At 71.2% G+C, this 16,551-nt stretch carries 13 protein-coding genes; 10 read left to right on the top strand and 3 right to left on the bottom strand.

All coding sequences use genetic code 11. From position 1 onward, the window contains the following. Window positions 1–246 precede the first annotated feature (246 nt). A complete protein-coding gene (locus tag MFF40_RS03215; RefSeq protein WP_147898011.1) occupies window positions 247–585 on the top strand; it encodes a hypothetical protein in 339 nt (112 codons plus the stop codon). Window positions 586–700: 115 nt separating this feature from the next. Further along, complete coding sequence (locus MFF40_RS03210) at window positions 701–1,651, top strand: DMT family transporter (RefSeq protein WP_147898012.1); 951 nt, start codon at window positions 701–703, stop codon at window positions 1,649–1,651. A gap of 30 nt (window positions 1,652–1,681) precedes the next feature. On the opposite strand, the gene MFF40_RS03205 is transcribed toward MFF40_RS03210, so the two are convergent. After that, window positions 1,682–1,951, bottom strand: coding sequence for a hypothetical protein (locus MFF40_RS03205; protein WP_147898013.1), 270 nt, complete (start codon window positions 1,949–1,951; stop codon window positions 1,682–1,684). A gap of 339 nt (window positions 1,952–2,290) precedes the next feature. On the opposite strand from MFF40_RS03205, the gene ileS reads away from it, so the two are divergent. The 6 genes from ileS to MFF40_RS03175 all read left to right on the top strand — a co-directional run bounded on the left by ileS (window position 2,291) and on the right by MFF40_RS03175 (window position 10,091). Beyond that, the gene (ileS, locus tag MFF40_RS03200) at window positions 2,291–5,269 is read left to right on the top strand and encodes an isoleucine--tRNA ligase (RefSeq protein ID WP_147898014.1); all 2,979 of its coding nucleotides are present in this window, start codon (window positions 2,291–2,293) and stop codon (window positions 5,267–5,269) included. 220 nt (window positions 5,270–5,489) lie between these two features. Then, the gene (lspA, locus tag MFF40_RS03195) at window positions 5,490–6,020 is read left to right on the top strand and encodes a signal peptidase II (protein WP_147899184.1); all 531 of its coding nucleotides are present in this window, start codon (window positions 5,490–5,492) and stop codon (window positions 6,018–6,020) included. 160 nt (window positions 6,021–6,180) lie between these two features. Next, window positions 6,181–6,843, top strand: a complete 663-nt coding sequence (locus MFF40_RS03190; RefSeq protein WP_147857338.1) for a hypothetical protein — start codon at window positions 6,181–6,183, stop codon at window positions 6,841–6,843. A gap of 160 nt (window positions 6,844–7,003) precedes the next feature. Next, window positions 7,004–8,413, top strand: a complete 1,410-nt coding sequence (locus MFF40_RS03185) for a M16 family metallopeptidase (RefSeq protein ID WP_147899183.1) — start codon at window positions 7,004–7,006, stop codon at window positions 8,411–8,413. Between the two features lie 109 nt (window positions 8,414–8,522). Then, on the top strand, window positions 8,523–9,815 hold the full coding sequence (locus MFF40_RS03180; RefSeq protein ID WP_147899182.1) for a M16 family metallopeptidase: 1,293 nt from the start codon (window positions 8,523–8,525) through the stop codon (window positions 9,813–9,815). Window positions 9,816–9,863: 48 nt separating this feature from the next. Then, complete coding sequence (locus MFF40_RS03175; protein ID WP_147899181.1) at window positions 9,864–10,091, top strand: hypothetical protein; 228 nt, start codon at window positions 9,864–9,866, stop codon at window positions 10,089–10,091. 347 nt (window positions 10,092–10,438) lie between these two features. Here the strand turns inward: MFF40_RS03175 and MFF40_RS03170 are convergent, their stop codons facing one another. Continuing rightward, entirely contained in the window at window positions 10,439–10,759 is a 321-nt protein-coding gene (locus MFF40_RS03170) for a HigA family addiction module antitoxin (RefSeq protein ID WP_147856867.1), read from the bottom strand. 132 nt (window positions 10,760–10,891) lie between these two features. Between MFF40_RS03170 and MFF40_RS03165 the strand changes: the two genes are divergently transcribed. Beyond that, window positions 10,892–11,842 carry a ring-cleaving dioxygenase gene (locus tag MFF40_RS03165; RefSeq protein ID WP_147899179.1) on the top strand — a complete coding sequence of 317 codons (951 nt, stop codon included), beginning with the start codon at window positions 10,892–10,894 and terminating at the stop codon, window positions 11,840–11,842. A 242-nt stretch (window positions 11,843–12,084) separates the two neighbouring features. Then, window positions 12,085–12,858 (top strand): ferredoxin--NADP reductase, encoded by a 774-nt coding sequence (locus MFF40_RS03160; protein ID WP_147899178.1) that lies wholly within the window; start codon window positions 12,085–12,087, stop codon window positions 12,856–12,858. A 132-nt stretch (window positions 12,859–12,990) separates the two neighbouring features. Here the strand turns inward: MFF40_RS03160 and MFF40_RS03155 are convergent, their stop codons facing one another. Next, window positions 12,991–16,461: a YhdP family protein gene (locus MFF40_RS03155; protein ID WP_147899177.1), complete on the bottom strand. Its 3,471-nt coding sequence runs from the start codon at window positions 16,459–16,461 to the stop codon at window positions 12,991–12,993. Between the last annotated feature and the right edge of the window lie 90 nt (window positions 16,462–16,551).

Raw genomic sequence — 16,551 nt, 5'->3', positions numbered from 1 at the left:
TGCAGGAGTGTCGGGAGCGCGGGGAACAGGAACCGCGGGCTCGGCGCAAGGCCCACAAAGATTTCCGTTCGCCACCGGCGCGGATAGGCGCCCGCGGCGGCGTCCAGGCCCCCCGATCCGGCGCCCTGCCCCGATCCGGGACGATGCAACGCCAGGCGGTTGCAGCTTCGTTCACGCTCCCGCGCGATGATGCGATGGGGCCGGGATCCGGTCCGGCGTAACCGCGTTCTTTCGGGCCTGACCACCATGCGAGCCCTGCTCACCGGCGGCATCAAGGCGATCCTCGGGATCGCCGCTCTCTCCACCGCCGCCCATTGGACCTTGCGCGTGCAGCGCGAATCCACCCCCGCGAGTCCGATCGCGGCCTTTGCCAGCATGCCCGATCCAGCCGCGACCGGCTCGATCGAGCCGCGCCGGCCCGTGAGCGCGGCCGCCATCGCGCCGGCCGCCGTGCCGGCTCCGGCCGCGGGCCTGGACCAGGGGCATCTGGCCGCCCTGATCGCCGGAGCCACCCCGGCGAAAGCCAAGGTCGCCAAGACGGCGACGAAGACGGCGGCCGCCGACAAGGTCGCGGCCAAGCGCTGAGCCCGGCATCGGCGTCCGACGCCGTGCCGGCTGCATGGTTCCCCTGCGCGGCGGCGGGTGCCGCGGCGGGTACGCCCGTGGCAGATTAGCAGGCCTCCACCGAGATTTGGTAGGCATGAGCACGCAGGTCGCGACATCCGTCGCCAACGACAGGGCCTCCGCGCGTGCGGCCCCGTCACCCGACCTCGCGCGCCGCCGGCGGATCGTCGGCATCGCCCTGATGTGCGGCGCGGTCGCCTTCTTCGCGAGCCTCGACGCCTGCGCCAAGACGCTGGCGCGGGCCGAGGTCGACCCGCTGGTTACCACCTTCATGCGCTACGCCGCCAGCGTCGCGATGATCTCGCTGTTCATCAATCCCGTGCGCACCCCCGGGGTGGTGAAGAGCCGGCGGCTGACGCTGCAGATCGTGCGCTCGCTGTTGCTGTTCGCCTCCACGGCCCTGAACTTCGTGGCCCTGCGCTACCTGCAGCTGGCCGAGACGATCTCGATCCAGTTCGCCGCCCCACTTACGGTGGCGCTGCTGGCCGGGCCGCTGCTCGGCGAATGGTCGTCGCGGGCCCGGATGGCGGCGATCGCCGTCGGGTTCCTGGGCGTGCTGGTGATCGTCCGCCCGGGCCTCGGCGGGATGCACCCGGCCGCCCTGCTGTGCGTGGCCAACGTCGTGGTCTACGCCTTCTACGCGATCATCACGCGCAAGCTCGCGGCCTACGATTCCACCGCCACCACGATGTTCTACACCGGGCTGGCCGGCCTGGCGCTGATGGCGCCGCTCCTGCCCTGGATCTGGACCAACCCGGCGAGCCTGACCCACTGGGCGCTGCTGGTCGGTGTCGCGCTGTTCGGCACGCTCGGGCACTGGCTGCTGGTGATGGCGCATGCCCGCGCGCCGGCCAACGTGCTGGCGCCGTTCATCTATACGCAGCTGCTGTGGTCGGTGACGCTGGGCTTCCTGCTGTTCGGCGACGTGCCGAGCCGCTGGACGGTCGCCGGCGCCATGATCGTGGTCGGCTCCGGCCTCTATCTCCTGGCGCAGGAGACGATCCGGCGGGACAGGCCGGCCGCCTGAGGGCGACCGGCCGATGTCCGAGGCGGGGCTTTAGCGGCCCATGCGCTCCTGGCGGTCCATGCGCTCCTCGCGGCGGTTCTCGCGGGCGCGGCGGGCCGGATCCGGGTCGGTGCCGAGCACGCCGCCGACGGTGCCGGTGGCCGCACCCACCGCGCCGCCCACGACGCCGCCCACCGGGCCGGCCGCAGCCGAGCCGTCCTCGACGCCGCGCTGGGCGCCCCTGGCCGTGCCCTGGGCTTCGGCGCCGGACGCGAAGGCCAGCGGGGCGAGGGCGAGGGCGGCGATCATCAGCTTCTTCATGGTCAACTCCTGGTCGTCGTTCGGGACGAGTTCCGCGACGTGCGCGTCGCGGAGGACGTACCGGTCAACGGTTCAGGCGCCGAAAGGTCTCATCAGGCATCGCAGGGCCGCCCGCTGGCATCGGGAAGGGGCCGCTGCTAGAGAACGGGTCATGTTCGCTTCGCATGCTCTTCGCGGCCTGGGCCGCAGGCTTCGAATTATTGGCCCGGCCTCCGCGTAAATGAGTGCCCGCTTCGGCGAGGCCGCGCGGAAGTCCGGGATCCAGCTGCCGCCCGCCCTGCCCAGATTCCTGTATCGGCCGGCCCATTGCCGCCGGCCCGACCGCCGATGCGAGATCCGATGACCACCCCCGAGACCGCTTCTGCCCGCGACTATTCCAAGACCCTGTTCCTGCCGCGCACCGAGTTCCCGATGCGCGCCGGCCTGCCGACCCGGGAGCCGCTGCTGCTGGAGCGCTGGGCCGCGATCGACCTCTACGGGAAGATCCGCGCCGCCGCTTCGGGCCGGCCGCGCTTCGTGCTGCACGATGGGCCGCCCTATGCCAACGGCAACATCCATATCGGCACGGCGCTCAACAAGATCCTGAAGGACGTGGTGGTGCGCTCGGCGGGCGCCCTCGGCCTCGACGCCAACTACGTCCCCGGCTGGGATTGCCACGGCCTGCCGATCGAGTGGAAGATCGAGGAGCAGTACCGCGCCAAGGGCCGCAACAAGGACGACGTGCCGGTGATCGAGTTCCGGCAGGAATGCCGGACCTTCGCGGCCCACTGGCTCGACGTGCAGCGGGCGGAGTTCAAGCGCCTCGGCGTCACCGGCGACTGGGACCATCCCTACGCGACCATGGCCTACCCGGCCGAGGCGGTGATCGCCGACGAGCTGATGAAGTTCTCGATGAGCGGCCAGCTCTATCGCGGCTCGAAGCCGGTGATGTGGTCGGTGGTCGAGAAGACCGCGCTCGCCGAGGCCGAGGTCGAGTACGAGGAGCATGTCAGCGATACCGTGTTCGTCGCGTTCCCGATCCGGCAAGGAGCCGATGACGGGGCCGACGCGGCGCTGGCGGACGCCCGGGTGGTGATCTGGACCACCACGCCCTGGACCATGCCGGGCAACCGCGCCGTCGCATACTCCAAAAAGATCGCCTACGGGCTCTACCGCGTCACGCAGGCGCCGGCCGAGAACTGGGCCACCCCCGGGCAGACGTACCTGCTGGCCGACAGCCTGGCCGCCACCGTGTTCAAGGCCGCCCGGGTCGAGGCGTTCGAGCGCGTCGGCGACGTGCGCCCCGAGACCCTGGCCGGTCTCACCCTGGCGCATCCGCTCAAGGGCCGCGGCTACGACTTCGCCGTGCCGATGCTCGACGGCGACCACGTGACCGATGAATCCGGCACCGGCTTCGTCCACACGGCGCCCGGCCATGGCCGCGAGGATTTCGAGATCTGGATGGCCGCCGGCCGCAGCCTCGCCCAGCGCGGCATCGATCCGGCCATCCCCTACACCGTGGATGCGGACGGCGCCCTGACCAAGGCCGCGCCGGGCTTCGAGGGCACCCGGGTGCTCACCGACAAGGGCGAGAAGGGCGACGCCAACAAGGCGGTGATCGCCGCGCTGACCGAGGCCGGGGCGCTGGTCGCCCGCGGGGTGCTGCGCCACCAGTACCCGCATTCCTGGCGCTCCAAGAAGCCGGTGATTTTTCGGAATACCCCACAATGGTTCATCGCCATGGACCGGCCGGTGCCGTCGCTCGGTGACAGGAGCCTGCGCGACGTGGCCCTCCAGGGGATCGAGGAGACGCAATGGGTGCCCCCCCAAGGAAAAAACCGCATCACCGGCATGGTCGGCAACCGGCCGGACTGGGTGGTCTCGCGCCAGCGCGCCTGGGGCGTGCCGATCACCGTGTTCGTCCACCGGGAGAGCGGCGAGATCCTCAAGGATGCGGCCGTCAACGCCCGGATCCGCGCCGCCTTCAAGGCGGAGGGCGCCGATGCCTGGTTCCAGGACGACGCGGCGCAGCGCTTCCTGGCCCCGGACCACGACCCGGCCGCCTATGAGAAGGTCACCGACGTCCTCGACGTCTGGTTCGATTCCGGCTCCACCCACGCCTTCGTGCTGGACGATCCGGAGGCGTTCCCGGCGCTCGCCGGGGTGCGGCGCGTCCGCGACGGCGGCCAGGACCGGGTGATGTACCTGGAGGGCTCCGACCAGCACCGGGGCTGGTTCCAGTCCTCGCTGCTCGAATCCTCCGGCACCCGCGGCCGGGCGCCCTACGACATCGTCCTGACCCACGGCTTCGTGCTCGACGGGAAGGGCCTGAAGATGTCGAAGTCGAAGGGCAACGTCGTCGCGCCGCAGAGCATCATCAAGGATTCGGGCGCCGACATCCTGCGCTTGTGGGTCGCTGCCTCCGACTACACCGACGACCTGCGGATCGGCCCGGAGATCATCAAGACCTTTGCCGAGACCTACCGGAAGCTCCGGAACTCCCTGCGCTGGATGCTCGGCTCCCTGGCGCATCGGATCCAGGGGGATGACGTCGAGTTCCAAAAGATGCCGGAGCTGGAGCGGCTGATCCTGCACCGGCTGGCCGAGCTCGACGGCGAGATCCGCGAGGCCTACGCGACCTACGACACCAAGCGGGTCGTGGCCCTGCTCAACGGCTTCATGACCGGCGACCTGTCGTCGTTCTACTTCGACGTGCGCAAGGACGCGCTCTACTGCGATCCGATCTCGTCGGTGACCCGCCGGGCGGCCTTGCAGGTGATCGACGAGACCTTCCGTCGGGTGGTGGTCTGGCTGGCGCCGGTGCTCGCTTTCACGGCGGAGGAGGCCTGGCTCGACCGCTACCCGTCCGCCGACGGCTCGGTCCACCTGCAGACCCTGCCGGAGACGCCCGCGGCCTGGCTCGACCCCACCCTGGCGGAGCGCTGGCAGAAAATCCGGAAGGTGCGCCGGGCCGTGACCGGCGCCCTGGAGATCGAGCGCGCGGCCAAGCGCATCGGCGCGAGCCTGGAGGCGGCCCCGACCGTCTACGTTGCGGACCCGGAGCTGCTCGCCGCCCTGGAGGGCTGCGACTTCGCCGACACCTGCATCACCTCCGCGATCACGGTGGAGGCCGGTGAGGGCCCGGCGGAGGCGTTCCGGCTCGACGAGGTGCGCGGCGTCGCCGTGGTGCCGACCCCGGCCGAGGGCCGCAAATGCGCCCGCTCCTGGCGGGTCACCCCGGCGGTGGGCGGCGAACCGGACTACCCGGACGTCACCCCCCGCGACGCCCAGGCCCTGCGCGAGTGGGACGCGGCGCACCCGGAGGCCAGCGCGGCGTGAGTGTTTTGGGCGCCTACACCGCCGACGCCTCCCTCCCCCCTCTGCGGGGGAGGGTGGGCCTCGCGTCAGCGAGGGTCGGGAGAGGGGAGCGCCGTGTCCGGAAAGCGCGCGACACGCGTGAAACCCTGAAGCGTCGCGCTGCCCCTCTCCCCCCCTGCTTCGCGGGGTACCCTCCCCCGCATAGGGGGGAGGGAGAGGCGCGTGTGTCCGGTCCCCGCCCATGACCCCCACCCGCGCCGGCCTGCTGGCCCTGTTCCTGACCCTGGTCCTCGACCAGGCCTCCAAGCTTGGGCTCTATTTCGGCACCGACCTCGTGCTGACCCAGCCCTGGCGGCTGGCGCCGTTCGCCGACTTCGTGGTGGTCTGGAATCGCGGCGTCTCCTACGGGCTGTTCCAGCAGGAGAGCGGCGCCGGGCGCTGGTTCCTGGTGATCCTGTCGCTCGCCGCCGCGCTCGGCCTCGGCATCTGGATGACCCGGGCCGGGTCGCGGCTGCTCGCCGTGGCGCTGGGGCTGATCGTCGGCGGCGCGCTCGGCAACGCCATCGACCGGGCCGCCTACGGGGCGGTGTTCGACTTCGTCCACCTGCATGCCGGCGGCTGGTCTTGGTACGTGTTCAACGTGGCCGACGCGGCGATCGTCGCCGGGGTGATCGGGCTGGTCCTCGACAGCCTGAGCCCAGCCGGGCGCGGTACGTCCAAGGATCCGGCCAAGACCGGCCCGGCCCGGACCGATACGGCCCCTCGCCTATGATTCGCGCAACACACAGGCCCCAGTTGCCTCAAGGCTCTGGTGCGATGCGGTCAAGGCGCCATACGATCGCCGGAAACCGGTCCCACGCCGGGACCTGTCGGATCAGGCCGCGTGGCGGCCATCCCCGCGCCGGATTTCCGGCCGGAACCCGTGAGGCAGCATGACCGGGCATCGCAGGCTTCGTCTCATCCTCTCCGCCGCGGTCGCGTTGGCGCCGCTGCTGGCCGGCGGCGCGCAGGCGCAGGAGCGCGGCGAGTTCATGCGCGACGCGCTCTCCGGCATCGGCCTCCTGGAGAAGCGCCAGGACCCGATCGACTATCACGAGCGCCCGCCGCTGGTGATGCCGCCCAAGCTCGACGGCAAGGTCCTGCCCCAGCCCCGGGCCCGCTCCACCAGCACCGCCTGGCCCAAGGATCCCGAGATCGTCGAGCGCGAGCGCGCGGCTGCCGAGCGGCGGCGCCCGGTGGGCAACCAGGCACGCGGCCGCTACGACGACAACAACGCCACCCTGTCGGTGGACGAGATCCGCAACGGCCGCCGCGCCGGGGCGAGCGTCACCACCGAGGCCGAGCGCAAGCCGGGCGACACCAACCGCGACGACAGCCTGCTCAGCCCGTTCGACCTGCTGAAGGGCAAGAGCGCCAACGCCGAGCCCTCGGATGTCGAGCCGGCCCGGGACATCCTGACCGATCCGCCCACCGGCTACCGGCAATCTCCGAAGAAGCTGGCCCAGCCGCCGTCGCGGGACCCGATCAACAACGCCAGCCGCGAGCGCGACGAGGCCGACCCCCGGGCCTACCAGCGCCAGCGGGCCCAGCAGTAACCATCAGGCTGTGGCGCCGTTGCAACGGCGGCCCGGCATGGCAACATGACATGTCTGTCCCGGTACGGCTCTTGCCGGCCGGAGACGAGGACGGCCCCGATCCACGCGGGCGTTCCGGTCAGGGGCGTCGCCGGCACGGGGCCGGCAAAAGGAAAGCGGAATGCACCTGTTCAGGAAGGCGACGCCCACCCTCTTCCCGCCGCGTCCGGGCTCGCCCTACGGCGGCAGCGCCGGCCGGGGCGAGGCCGCGCCGTTCGGGCGCTCCGAGGCGGGCGGACCCGAAGTCACGGCCTTCACCCTCGACAACGGCCTCGACGTGGTGGTGGTGCCCGATCACCGGGCCCCCGTCGCGACCCACATGATCTGGTATCGCAACGGCTCGGCCGATGATCCGTTGGGCCAGTCGGGCATCGCCCACTTCCTCGAGCACCTGATGTTCAAGGGCACCGAGAAGCACCCGGTGGGGGCCTTCTCGAAGGCGGTCTCGGGCCTCGGCGGCCAGGAGAACGCGTTCACCAGCTACGACTACACCGCCTACTTCCAGCGGGTCGCCCGCGACCATCTCGGCACCATGATGGCGTTCGAGGCCGACCGCATGGGCGGCCTCGTCCTCGACGACGCCGTGGTCGCCCCCGAGCGCGACGTGGTGCTCGAGGAGCGGCGCATGCGGGTCGAGACCGACCCCTCCGCCCAGCTCTCCGAGGCGATGGCCGCCTCGCTGTTCGTGCACCACCCCTACGGAACGCCGATCATCGGCTGGATGCACGAGATCGAGGGCCTGAACCGCGAGCACGCGCTGGCCTATTACAAGCGCTTCTACACCCCCGAGAACGCGATCCTGGTGGTGGCCGGGGACGTGACCCCGGACGAGGTCCGCCGGCTCGCCGACGAGACCTACGGCCGCGTCGCGCCCACCGGCGCCCGGCCCCAGCGCCTGCGCGCCCGCGAGCCCGAGCCCAAGGCCCTGCGCCGGGTCGCGGTCGCCGACCCGAAGGTCGAGCAGCCGACCCTGCAGCGGCTCTACCTGACCCCCTCCTGCATCACCGCCCGCGACGGCGGCTGCCACGACCTCGAGCTGCTCGCCGAGGTGCTGGGCGGCGGCTCGACCTCCTACCTCTACCGCAAGCTGGTCATGGAGACCGGCCTCGCGGTGAATGCCGGCGCCTGGTACATGGGCTCGGCGATCGACGAGACCCGGTTCTCCGTCTACGCGGTGCCGGCCGAGGGCGTCTCCCTGGAGGCGCTGGAGGAGGCCGTGGACAAGATCCTGCGCCGCGCCCCCGCGGAGGCGCTCGGCGCCGAGGCGATCGAGCGGGCCAAGACCCGGCTGGTGGCCGAGACCGTCTACTCCTCCGACAGCCAGTCCTCGCTCGCCCGGATCTACGGTTCCGCGCTGGCGATCGGCGAGACCATCGAGGAGGTCCGCCGCTGGCCGACCGACATCGAGGCGGTCTCGCAGGAGCGCCTCAAGGCCGCCGCCGAGCGCTGGCTGACCCCGTCCCGCTCGGTCACCGGCTACCTGACCAAGGCTCAGGACCCCGACGCCCCGGTCGCGATGGCGGCGGAATAGTTCTTTCGGGCGCGTCCCGGCGGGCGGTTTTTGGCCCCGTCGGGACCTGCATCAGGCCGTGAGCGTCGACCGGCTCCGCCGCCCGTGACACGATGAAAAAGAGGTTCCCATGAGCGTCGCCGAGACCTTTGTCGACACCGCCGCCCCCGAGAATTCCCCCACCACGGCCCTGCCGGTGACGACCGCCGCGGGCATCGAGGCGTGGCACGTCGAATCCCCCGTGGTGCCGATGATCGCGCTGGCCTTCACGTTCGAGGGCGGCGCCGCCCAGGATCCCGCCGGCAAGGCCGGCTGCGCCCAGATGCTGGCCCGGCTCCTCGACGAGGGCGCCGGCGACCTCACCTCCGACGCCTTCCAGGAGCGGCTGGCTGCCCGGGCGATCGAGTTGTCCTTCCATGCCGGCCCCGACGCGGTCGGCGGCTCGCTCAAGATGCTGGTCAAGCACGCCGACGAGGGCATCGCGCTCCTCGCCCTGGCGCTGGCCAAGCCGCGCCTCGACCCGGACGCGATCGAGCGCGTCCGCGGCCAGGTGATCGCCGGACTGCGCTACCAGCAGAACGATCCGGGCGTGCTGGCCTCGCGCCGGTTCTTCAAGGAGGCGTTCGCCGGCCACGCCTATGCCCGGCCCTCTTCGGGCACGGTCGAGAGCGTCGCCACCATCACCCGGGACGACCTTTTGGAGATGCATGCCCGGATCATCGGACGCGGCCGGGTGAAGGTCGCCGCGGTCGGCGCCATCGGGGCCGAGCAGCTGGCCGAGGGCCTGAACCGCGCCTTCGGGGTCCTGCCCGAGGCCGGGGCACTGAAGGCGGTGCCGCGCACCGAGGTGCAGGAACTCGGCAAGCGCATCGTCGTGGACCTCGACGTGCCGCAATCGGTGATCCGCTTCGGCATGGCCGGCGTGCCCTGGCGCGACCCGGACTTCATCCCGGCCTACGTCCTCAACCATATCCTGGGCGGCGGCGCCTTCACCTCGCGGTTGTTCCAGGAGGTGCGCGAGAAGCGCGGGCTGGCCTACTCGGTCGGGACCTCGCTGGTCAGCCACCGCTCGGCCGCGATGACCTGGGGCTACACCGCCACCAAGAACGAGCGCGTCGGCGAGGCTTTGTCGGTGATCGGCGACGAGATCGGCCGGCTGATCACGGATGGCCCCGACGACGACGAGCTGCAGAAGGCCAAGGACTACCTCACCGGCTCCTACGCACTCGGCTTCGACACCTCGACCAAGATCGCCCACCAGCTGGTGCAGATCGCCTTCGAGGAATTGGGCATGGACTACATCGCCCGCCGCAACGCCCTGGTCTCGGCCGTGACCCAGGCCGACATCCGCCGCGCCGCCGCCCGGACTTTTGCGGACGGGAAGATGCTGGTGGTCGCTGCCGGCCGCCCGGTCGGGCTCTGACGGTCGAGGCCGCTTTTTCCGGGCGGCGATCGGGTGCAGAATGCGGTCATGACCGAGCTTCTGGATCGCGCAGTGCAGACCGCCCGCGCACTGTCCTCCGAGATGCAGGACGAGATCGCCCGCATGGTGCTCGCCTATGCGGGCCGGGACGATGCGGTGATCGCGCTGACACCGGACGAAGAGGCCGACCTGATCGAGGCGCAGGCCGAAAGGGCGCGCGGCGACTTCGCGACTGAAGCCGAGGTCGAAGCGGTCCTGTCCAAATACCGCCTTTGACGCTGCGGTTTCAAAGGCGCGCCCTGCAGCAGATCGACCGCGCCCTGGGTTACATCGCGGCGCAATCCCCTTAGGGCGCGGCCAAGGTCGAGGCCCGGCTGACGGCGGTTCTGGCCGTCGTGCGGGATCATCCTCACGCCGGAAGGAAGACCTCGATCCCGGGCGTGCGCCGCGTCTTCCTTACGCCCTACCCCTATCACATCGATGACTTTGCCGATGACGAGGAAATCGTGGTGCAGCGGTTTCGCCACGCCGCCCGCAGGCTTTTGCCGGGTGCGGGGAAGTCGTAACGCTGCGTGACGAAGCGCGTCGATCAGAAAAGGCGCCGGCCGGTCGGGCTCTGAGGTTCAGGCCGCCGCGGGGGCAAGCGGCGCGATCCGCGCGATCTCCGGCCCGATGCTGAGGCTCAGCGTCTCCACCTCGTACTGACGCTGGAGGTTGAGCCAGAACTCTGCGCTCGTGCCGAAATAGCGGCTAAGACGCAGCGCCGTGTCGGTCGAGACTCCGATCTGCTCGGCGGCGATCCGCTCGATCCGGGTTCGCGGGACGCGGCAGGCCCGCGCCACCGTGCCGGCCGACAGGCCGAGGGGAATCAGGAAGTCCTCGCGCAGCACCTCGCCGGGATGCAGCGGCGGCAGGACGGTGTCGGTCTCATACGCGACGGCCATCGGGTGTCTCCCATGGGAGCGGGGCAGCGCAGTCTACCCCCTTACGCCCACTGCAATCCAGCTTTGCGCTCGCAACGCCGTCGCCCGAACCCCACCTGAGGCGCTTCGGAGCGGGGACCCACACGAAAAGCCATGCAGCTCACCGGCATCCATCACCTCACCGCGGTGACCGCCCGCGCGGCCGAGAACGTGGCGTTCTACACCGGCACGCTCGGCCTGCGGCTGGTGAAGAAGACCGTGAACCAGGACGACGTCTCGGCCTATCACCTGTTCTACGCCGATGGCCTGGCGAGCCCGGGCAGCGACATCACCTTCTTCGACTGGCCGGCGCCCCCCGAGCGGCGCGGGTCGAACAGCATCACCCGCACCCATCTGCGCGTGCCGGGCGAGGGCGCGGTGGCGTGGTGGTACGCGCGCCTGCGTGACGCCGGGGCCGTGGTGGCCGAGCCCGCCCTGCGCGATGGGCGCCTCACCGTCGATTTCGAGGATCCCGAGGGCCAGCGCCTCGCCCTGGTCGATGACGGCGGCACCGGCCCGGAGCATCCCTGGGACGCCTCGCCGGTGCCCGCGGCCTACCAGATTCGCGGGCTGGGCCCGATCCGCCTGTCCGTGCCGGACCCGTCCCGGACGGCCGCCGTGCTGACCGATCTGCTCGGCATGCGCCGGGCGCGCAGTTTCGAGACCGGCGACGGTCCGGTCGAGGTCTACGCCATGGGCCCCGGAGGCCCCGCCGCCGAGGTCCAACTCCTGGCCGATGCGTCGGCGCCGGCGCAGCAAGGTGCGGGCGCGGTCCACCACGTCGCCTTCCGCATCCCCGACGCGGAGTACGGAGCCTGGGCCGACCGGCTGAAGGCCGCCCGGGTCCCGAGCAGCGGGCCGGTGGACCGCTACTACTTCCGCAGCCTGTATTTCCGCGAGCCCAACGGCATCCTGTTCGAGATCGCCACCGACGGGCCGGGCTTCACCGCCGACGAGCCATTGGAGAGCCTCGGCGCGCGCCTCGCCCTGCCGCCGTTCCTGGAGCCGCGCCGCGCTGAGATCGAGGCGGGGCTGAACCCGCTCCGGCCGGTCACCGCCGGTTAAAATATTCGAACGATTCCAGGCGATTCACTTCTTCGGCAGGTGTGATCCTGGCGCGCCTTGACGAGCGTGCTGCAACTGCGAAAGAAGCATCCGATAAGGGGTTCGACGTCCGGATCCCGGCGAGACCGCTCCCGGGGTCCGCCCCCGCAGCCGCGGGGCGGCGGCCGCCCGCCGAACCCCATGCGCCCCGATCCATCGGGGGCGTGGGCCGAGCATCAGAGGATTCGAGGACTGATCCGTCGATGAGCAAGTTCTACGAGGAGCGCGTTCTGTCGGTGCATCACTGGACCGACAACCTGTTCTCGTTCCGCACCACGCGGGATCCGGCGTTCCGGTTCCGCAACGGCGAGTTCACCATGATCGGCCTCGAGGTCGAGGGTCGGCCGCTGCTGCGCGCCTACTCGGTGGTCTCGGCCAACTACGAGGAGGAGCTCGAGTTCTTCTCGATCAAGGTCCAGGATGGTCCGCTGACCTCGAAGCTCCAGCACCTCAAGGTCGGCGACCCGATCATCGTCGGCAAGAAGCCCACCGGCACCCTGGTGCTCGACAACCTGCTGCCGGGCCGCAACCTCTACCTGCTCGGCACCGGCACGGGGCTCGCGCCGTTCCTGTCGATCATCAAGGATCCGGAGACCTACGACCGGTTCGAGAAGGTCGTGCTGGTCCATGGCTGCCGCCAGGTTCAGGAGCTGGCCTACGGCGAGACCATCAACGAGTCCCTGCCCAGGCACGAGTTCCTGGGCGAGATGATCTCGAACCAGCTGATCTACTACCCCACCGTGACCCGCGAGCCGTTCCGCAACCGCGGCCGGATCACCGACCTGATGGTCTCGGGCAAGCTGTTCGCCGATATCGGCCTGCCGGCGATGTCGGTGGAGAACGACCGCTTCATGCTCTGCGGCAGCCCCGACATGATCCGCGACACCCGCGAGCTGCTGAGCAATGGCGGCTACGAGGAAGGCAACCACGGCGAGGGCGGCCACTACGTGATCGAGAAGGCCTTCGTCGAGAAGTAGTTTTTTGGGACTGTGGGTTCAGCCCGGTGCGGTCCGCCGCGCCGGGCTTTTTTGTGCGTCTGTGACGGCGTCCATCGTTGCCCGCTCGCGATGACGGCGCGGCTCGCGAACGCGCTGCCGGCCGGGATCCCGCTACCGCTCCCCCTGCGGCACCGGCGGCACGCCGTCCGCGAAGGGGCCACCGCCGGCGCTGAACAGCTTGCGCAGGAAGCCCGGGGCGATCGCCGAGAGCGGGTTCACGCTCACGTCCGGCGAGGCGAGCTTGCCGGAGACGCGGAAGTTCACCGCGAACAGGCCCTCGTTGTGCCCGCCCCCGAGCAGCGGCCCGAGCAGCGGCAACTGCGAGGCGACGTTGTTGAGACCGTAGAGCGGCACGAAGGTGCCGGTCATGTCCGTGCGCTCCCGGCCGGTATCGAGCCAGCCCGACAGGGTGAAGCCCATCGCGGCGTTCGAGATCGCCGCGTCGCTGAAGTCGACCCGGCTGCCGCTGCGCACGAAGTTGGCCCGCATCCGGTCGAACGTGACGTCGCCGGCCGCCCGGCCCGGGGCGATGCGGCGGCCGCGGACCGTCTCCGCCTCGGAGGGCTCCGGTCCCTGCGCCATGATGCTCGACAGGGCCGGCTCGTTGCGGAGCGAGAAGTCCCGGATCTGGACCACGCCGGCCTGCGGGCCGTCGTTGAGGCCGATCCCGGCGGTGAGGCGCCCGCCATACATCCGCCGGTAGACGTCGACGAAGCGCAGCGTCGCGCCGGCATCGGCCGACTCGACGGCCAGCGTCGGCACGCCGCGCTCGCCCCTTGTGACGCTGGCGGCGAACGCCGCCGCGCGGAAGCGCCCGGTGATGTTGGCCGCCCGCAGGGTCCGGCCGTGCAGCGACAGCCGCAGGTTGGCGTTGGTCAGCGCCTCGTCGTTGAAGCCCGCCACGATCGGCACCTGGATGTCGGCGTCGACATCCTTCGGGTTGGACTCCTTCGCCTCCTTGCCGCCCTTGGCGTCCGGGCCGCCCAGGGATTTGAGGAACGGGCGCGCATCGACCACCGCGCCGCGGACCACGACCTTGTAGCCGTTGCCGGTGCGGTCGAGGCTCACCCGCAGGTCGTCGCCCGGCGACAGCTTGACGTTCGTGAAGTCGGCGCGCTCCAGGCCGCCCTCCGGGCTGATCGTGAGGCTGCCGCGCGCGGAGGCCGGGGCGGCGTCGAGGGCGAAGTCGCGCAGCTCGTAGGTCTGGCCGGCATCCACCAGCGTGAAGCTGAGGCGGCCCGGCTTGCCCGTCGGCTTGGTCAGCCCGGGCACCAGCCCGTCGATGCCGGCCCTGGCGAGATCCGCCTCGACCCGGATCGGCGGCTTGGCCGTTCCCGGGCGCCCGATCGGCACCACGGCGCGAACCGGGATGGTGCCGGACAGCTGCGGCGCGGTCGGCAGGCCCTTCTTGCCGCGCAAGGCCTCGTCGAGGGCCACGGTGACCACCGCCTCGCCGGGCTGGCCGACCTTGGGCTGGCGCATGTCCACCGCGATGGAGGCGCCCGCGACCCGGCCGTCGCCCTTCAGGGTGAAGGCGCCGCGGTCGTACAGCAGGGAGAACCGGCCCGAATCCAGCCGGTCCTTGCCCATCACCTTGTCGACCGAGAGGTCGGAGAGCGTCCCGGACAGGGTCACGGGCAGGCTCGGCAGGTCGGGCACGTGCTTGAGGTCGAGGGGGAAGTCGACGCGCAGGTCGGCATTGCCCTTGATCGTGGCCGGGTCGAGATCGACGCTCATCAGGCTCTTGAACAGCTTCGCCTGGAGCACCGAGGCCATGCCGTCGGCCCCCCCGGTGAGCCGCATGCCGATCTGCGCCACGACCTTGTCCGGCGTGATCTGCGGGATCACGAAGCTGCCGTCGGTGACCGTGAGCCCGCGGCCGTCCGGGCCGTGGATCTCCGCGGTCACGTTGCGCACGGTGGTCGAACGGCCGGTGATGGTCCCGGAGACGTTGCCCTTCACCACCGGCGGCGCGTCGGCGGTGACGTCCAGCGCCGCGTCGGAGACGCGGAAGTCGATATGCACCGCGTCGTCGGGGGCGGGCTCGCCCTTGGTCGCGGCGGCCAGCACGGTGCCGGACATCTTCACGCGGATGTCCACGGCGTCGATCCGGCCGCGCCGCAGCTGGTCCACCAGGTAGGTGCGGGCCGGCGGGGCGATATGCTCCGGCCACAACCGCAGCCCGGTCCGGACCTCGCCGTCATGGCCGAGGATGCGCAGGGTCAGGCCGCCCTCGTCGGCGGCGGTGCCGATCGTGCCGGAGATCACCCCCTGGACGCCCGGAGCCGCCACGTTGAGCGCGTCGATGGCGATGCCGCCGTCGCGGCCGGTGAGCTGCGCGTCGATCGCGTCGATCTTCACCGGCGCGTCTTGCGGGGTCGCGCCGCGCAGGACGGCGTCGCGGCTCGCGAGCGTCGCGGTCCAGGCGGTGGCGGCGTCGGGCGGGCTCTCCGTCCAGGCGCCGGTCAGGTGGACCGCGTTGCCGGCCCCCCGGTAATCCAGGCCGGTCAGCGACATGACCCGGCCGGTCTCGTCCCAGTTCAGGGTCGCGTCCAGGCTCTCGACCGTGACCGGGTTGAAGTCCTTCTCCTCGATCAGGAAGGTGCCGTCGCCGGTATGGACCTTGGCGTTCATGGACGTGATCCGCCCGGCCGTCAGGCTCACGTCGGCGCGGGCCGAGAGCTTGAGGTCGGTGGTCAGCGGCAGGCTCGACTGGCCCGAGAGCAGCAGCAGGTCGGGCACCGGCAGGTCGTCCAGGGTGATCACCCCGGAGCGCGCCTGTGGCTTGCCATCCTGGGCCTCGCCGCCCTCGCGCAGGGAGCCGCCGAAGCGCCACTCGCCGTGGGGACCGTCGAGACGCAACTCGAAGTTGCGAGTTCCGTTCACGGGATCGCGCCCGAACAGCCCGTTGACCCGGGCGAACACCGCGCGCTCGCGGCCGTCGTCGTCGATCAGCCGCAGGCGGGCATCGGTCAGGCGGGCGCGGTCGAGGGCGCCGACGATGCCGCTGGAATCCAGCACCACCCCGAAGATCGAGGCGAGCGTCGCCGAGATCGGCGAGACCTTGCCGCGCGCGTCGTCCACGCTCGGCAGCGTGTGCGGCTCGATGTCGACCGGGTGGTTGGCCTCGGAGGCCGCGAACGCGATCGAGCCGTCCCGGTGCACGAGGGCGGTGGTCTGGGTCTCGCGGAACTCGATCGAGCGCGGCTGCAGGTTGAGGTGCAGGAGGCCCCAGGGGTCGAGGCTGACCACGGCGAGCGGCGCCCGCACCACCAGGTCGCCCTGCGGGTTGCGGATGTCGAGGCCGGAGAAGCGCAGGCTCAGGGCGTTCTCGCGGTCCAGCTCGAGGCTGCTGCCGCGGATGGCGATGCTCCAGCCCGGCCCGATCCGCTCGGCCACCGCGGCTGCGACCCGGCGCGACAGGGCGTCGATCTGCAGCGGGCCGTTGGACAGGCGCAGGGCCGCCAGCCCGATCCCGCCGCCGACGAGCAGCACCAGGGTCAGCGCGCCGACGAGGCAGAACCCGCCCCAGCGTCGCGCCGTCCCCCGAGGCTTGCCTGCCAAGGTCGTCTCGTCCGCCATCGGGACCCTTGTTCCGGGGCTTCGCGCGCGGAACTCCGCGGCCGGTGGATCGAAGCGCGGCCGCGCTTTACAGCGGGCGCGTCTCCGAGT

Source organism: Methylobacterium mesophilicum, assembly GCF_022179445.1.
Classification (GTDB): domain Bacteria; phylum Pseudomonadota; class Alphaproteobacteria; order Rhizobiales; family Beijerinckiaceae; genus Methylobacterium; species Methylobacterium mesophilicum.
Note: the sequence above shows the minus strand (reverse complement) of the source record. Positions and strands in the feature narration are given on the sequence as shown.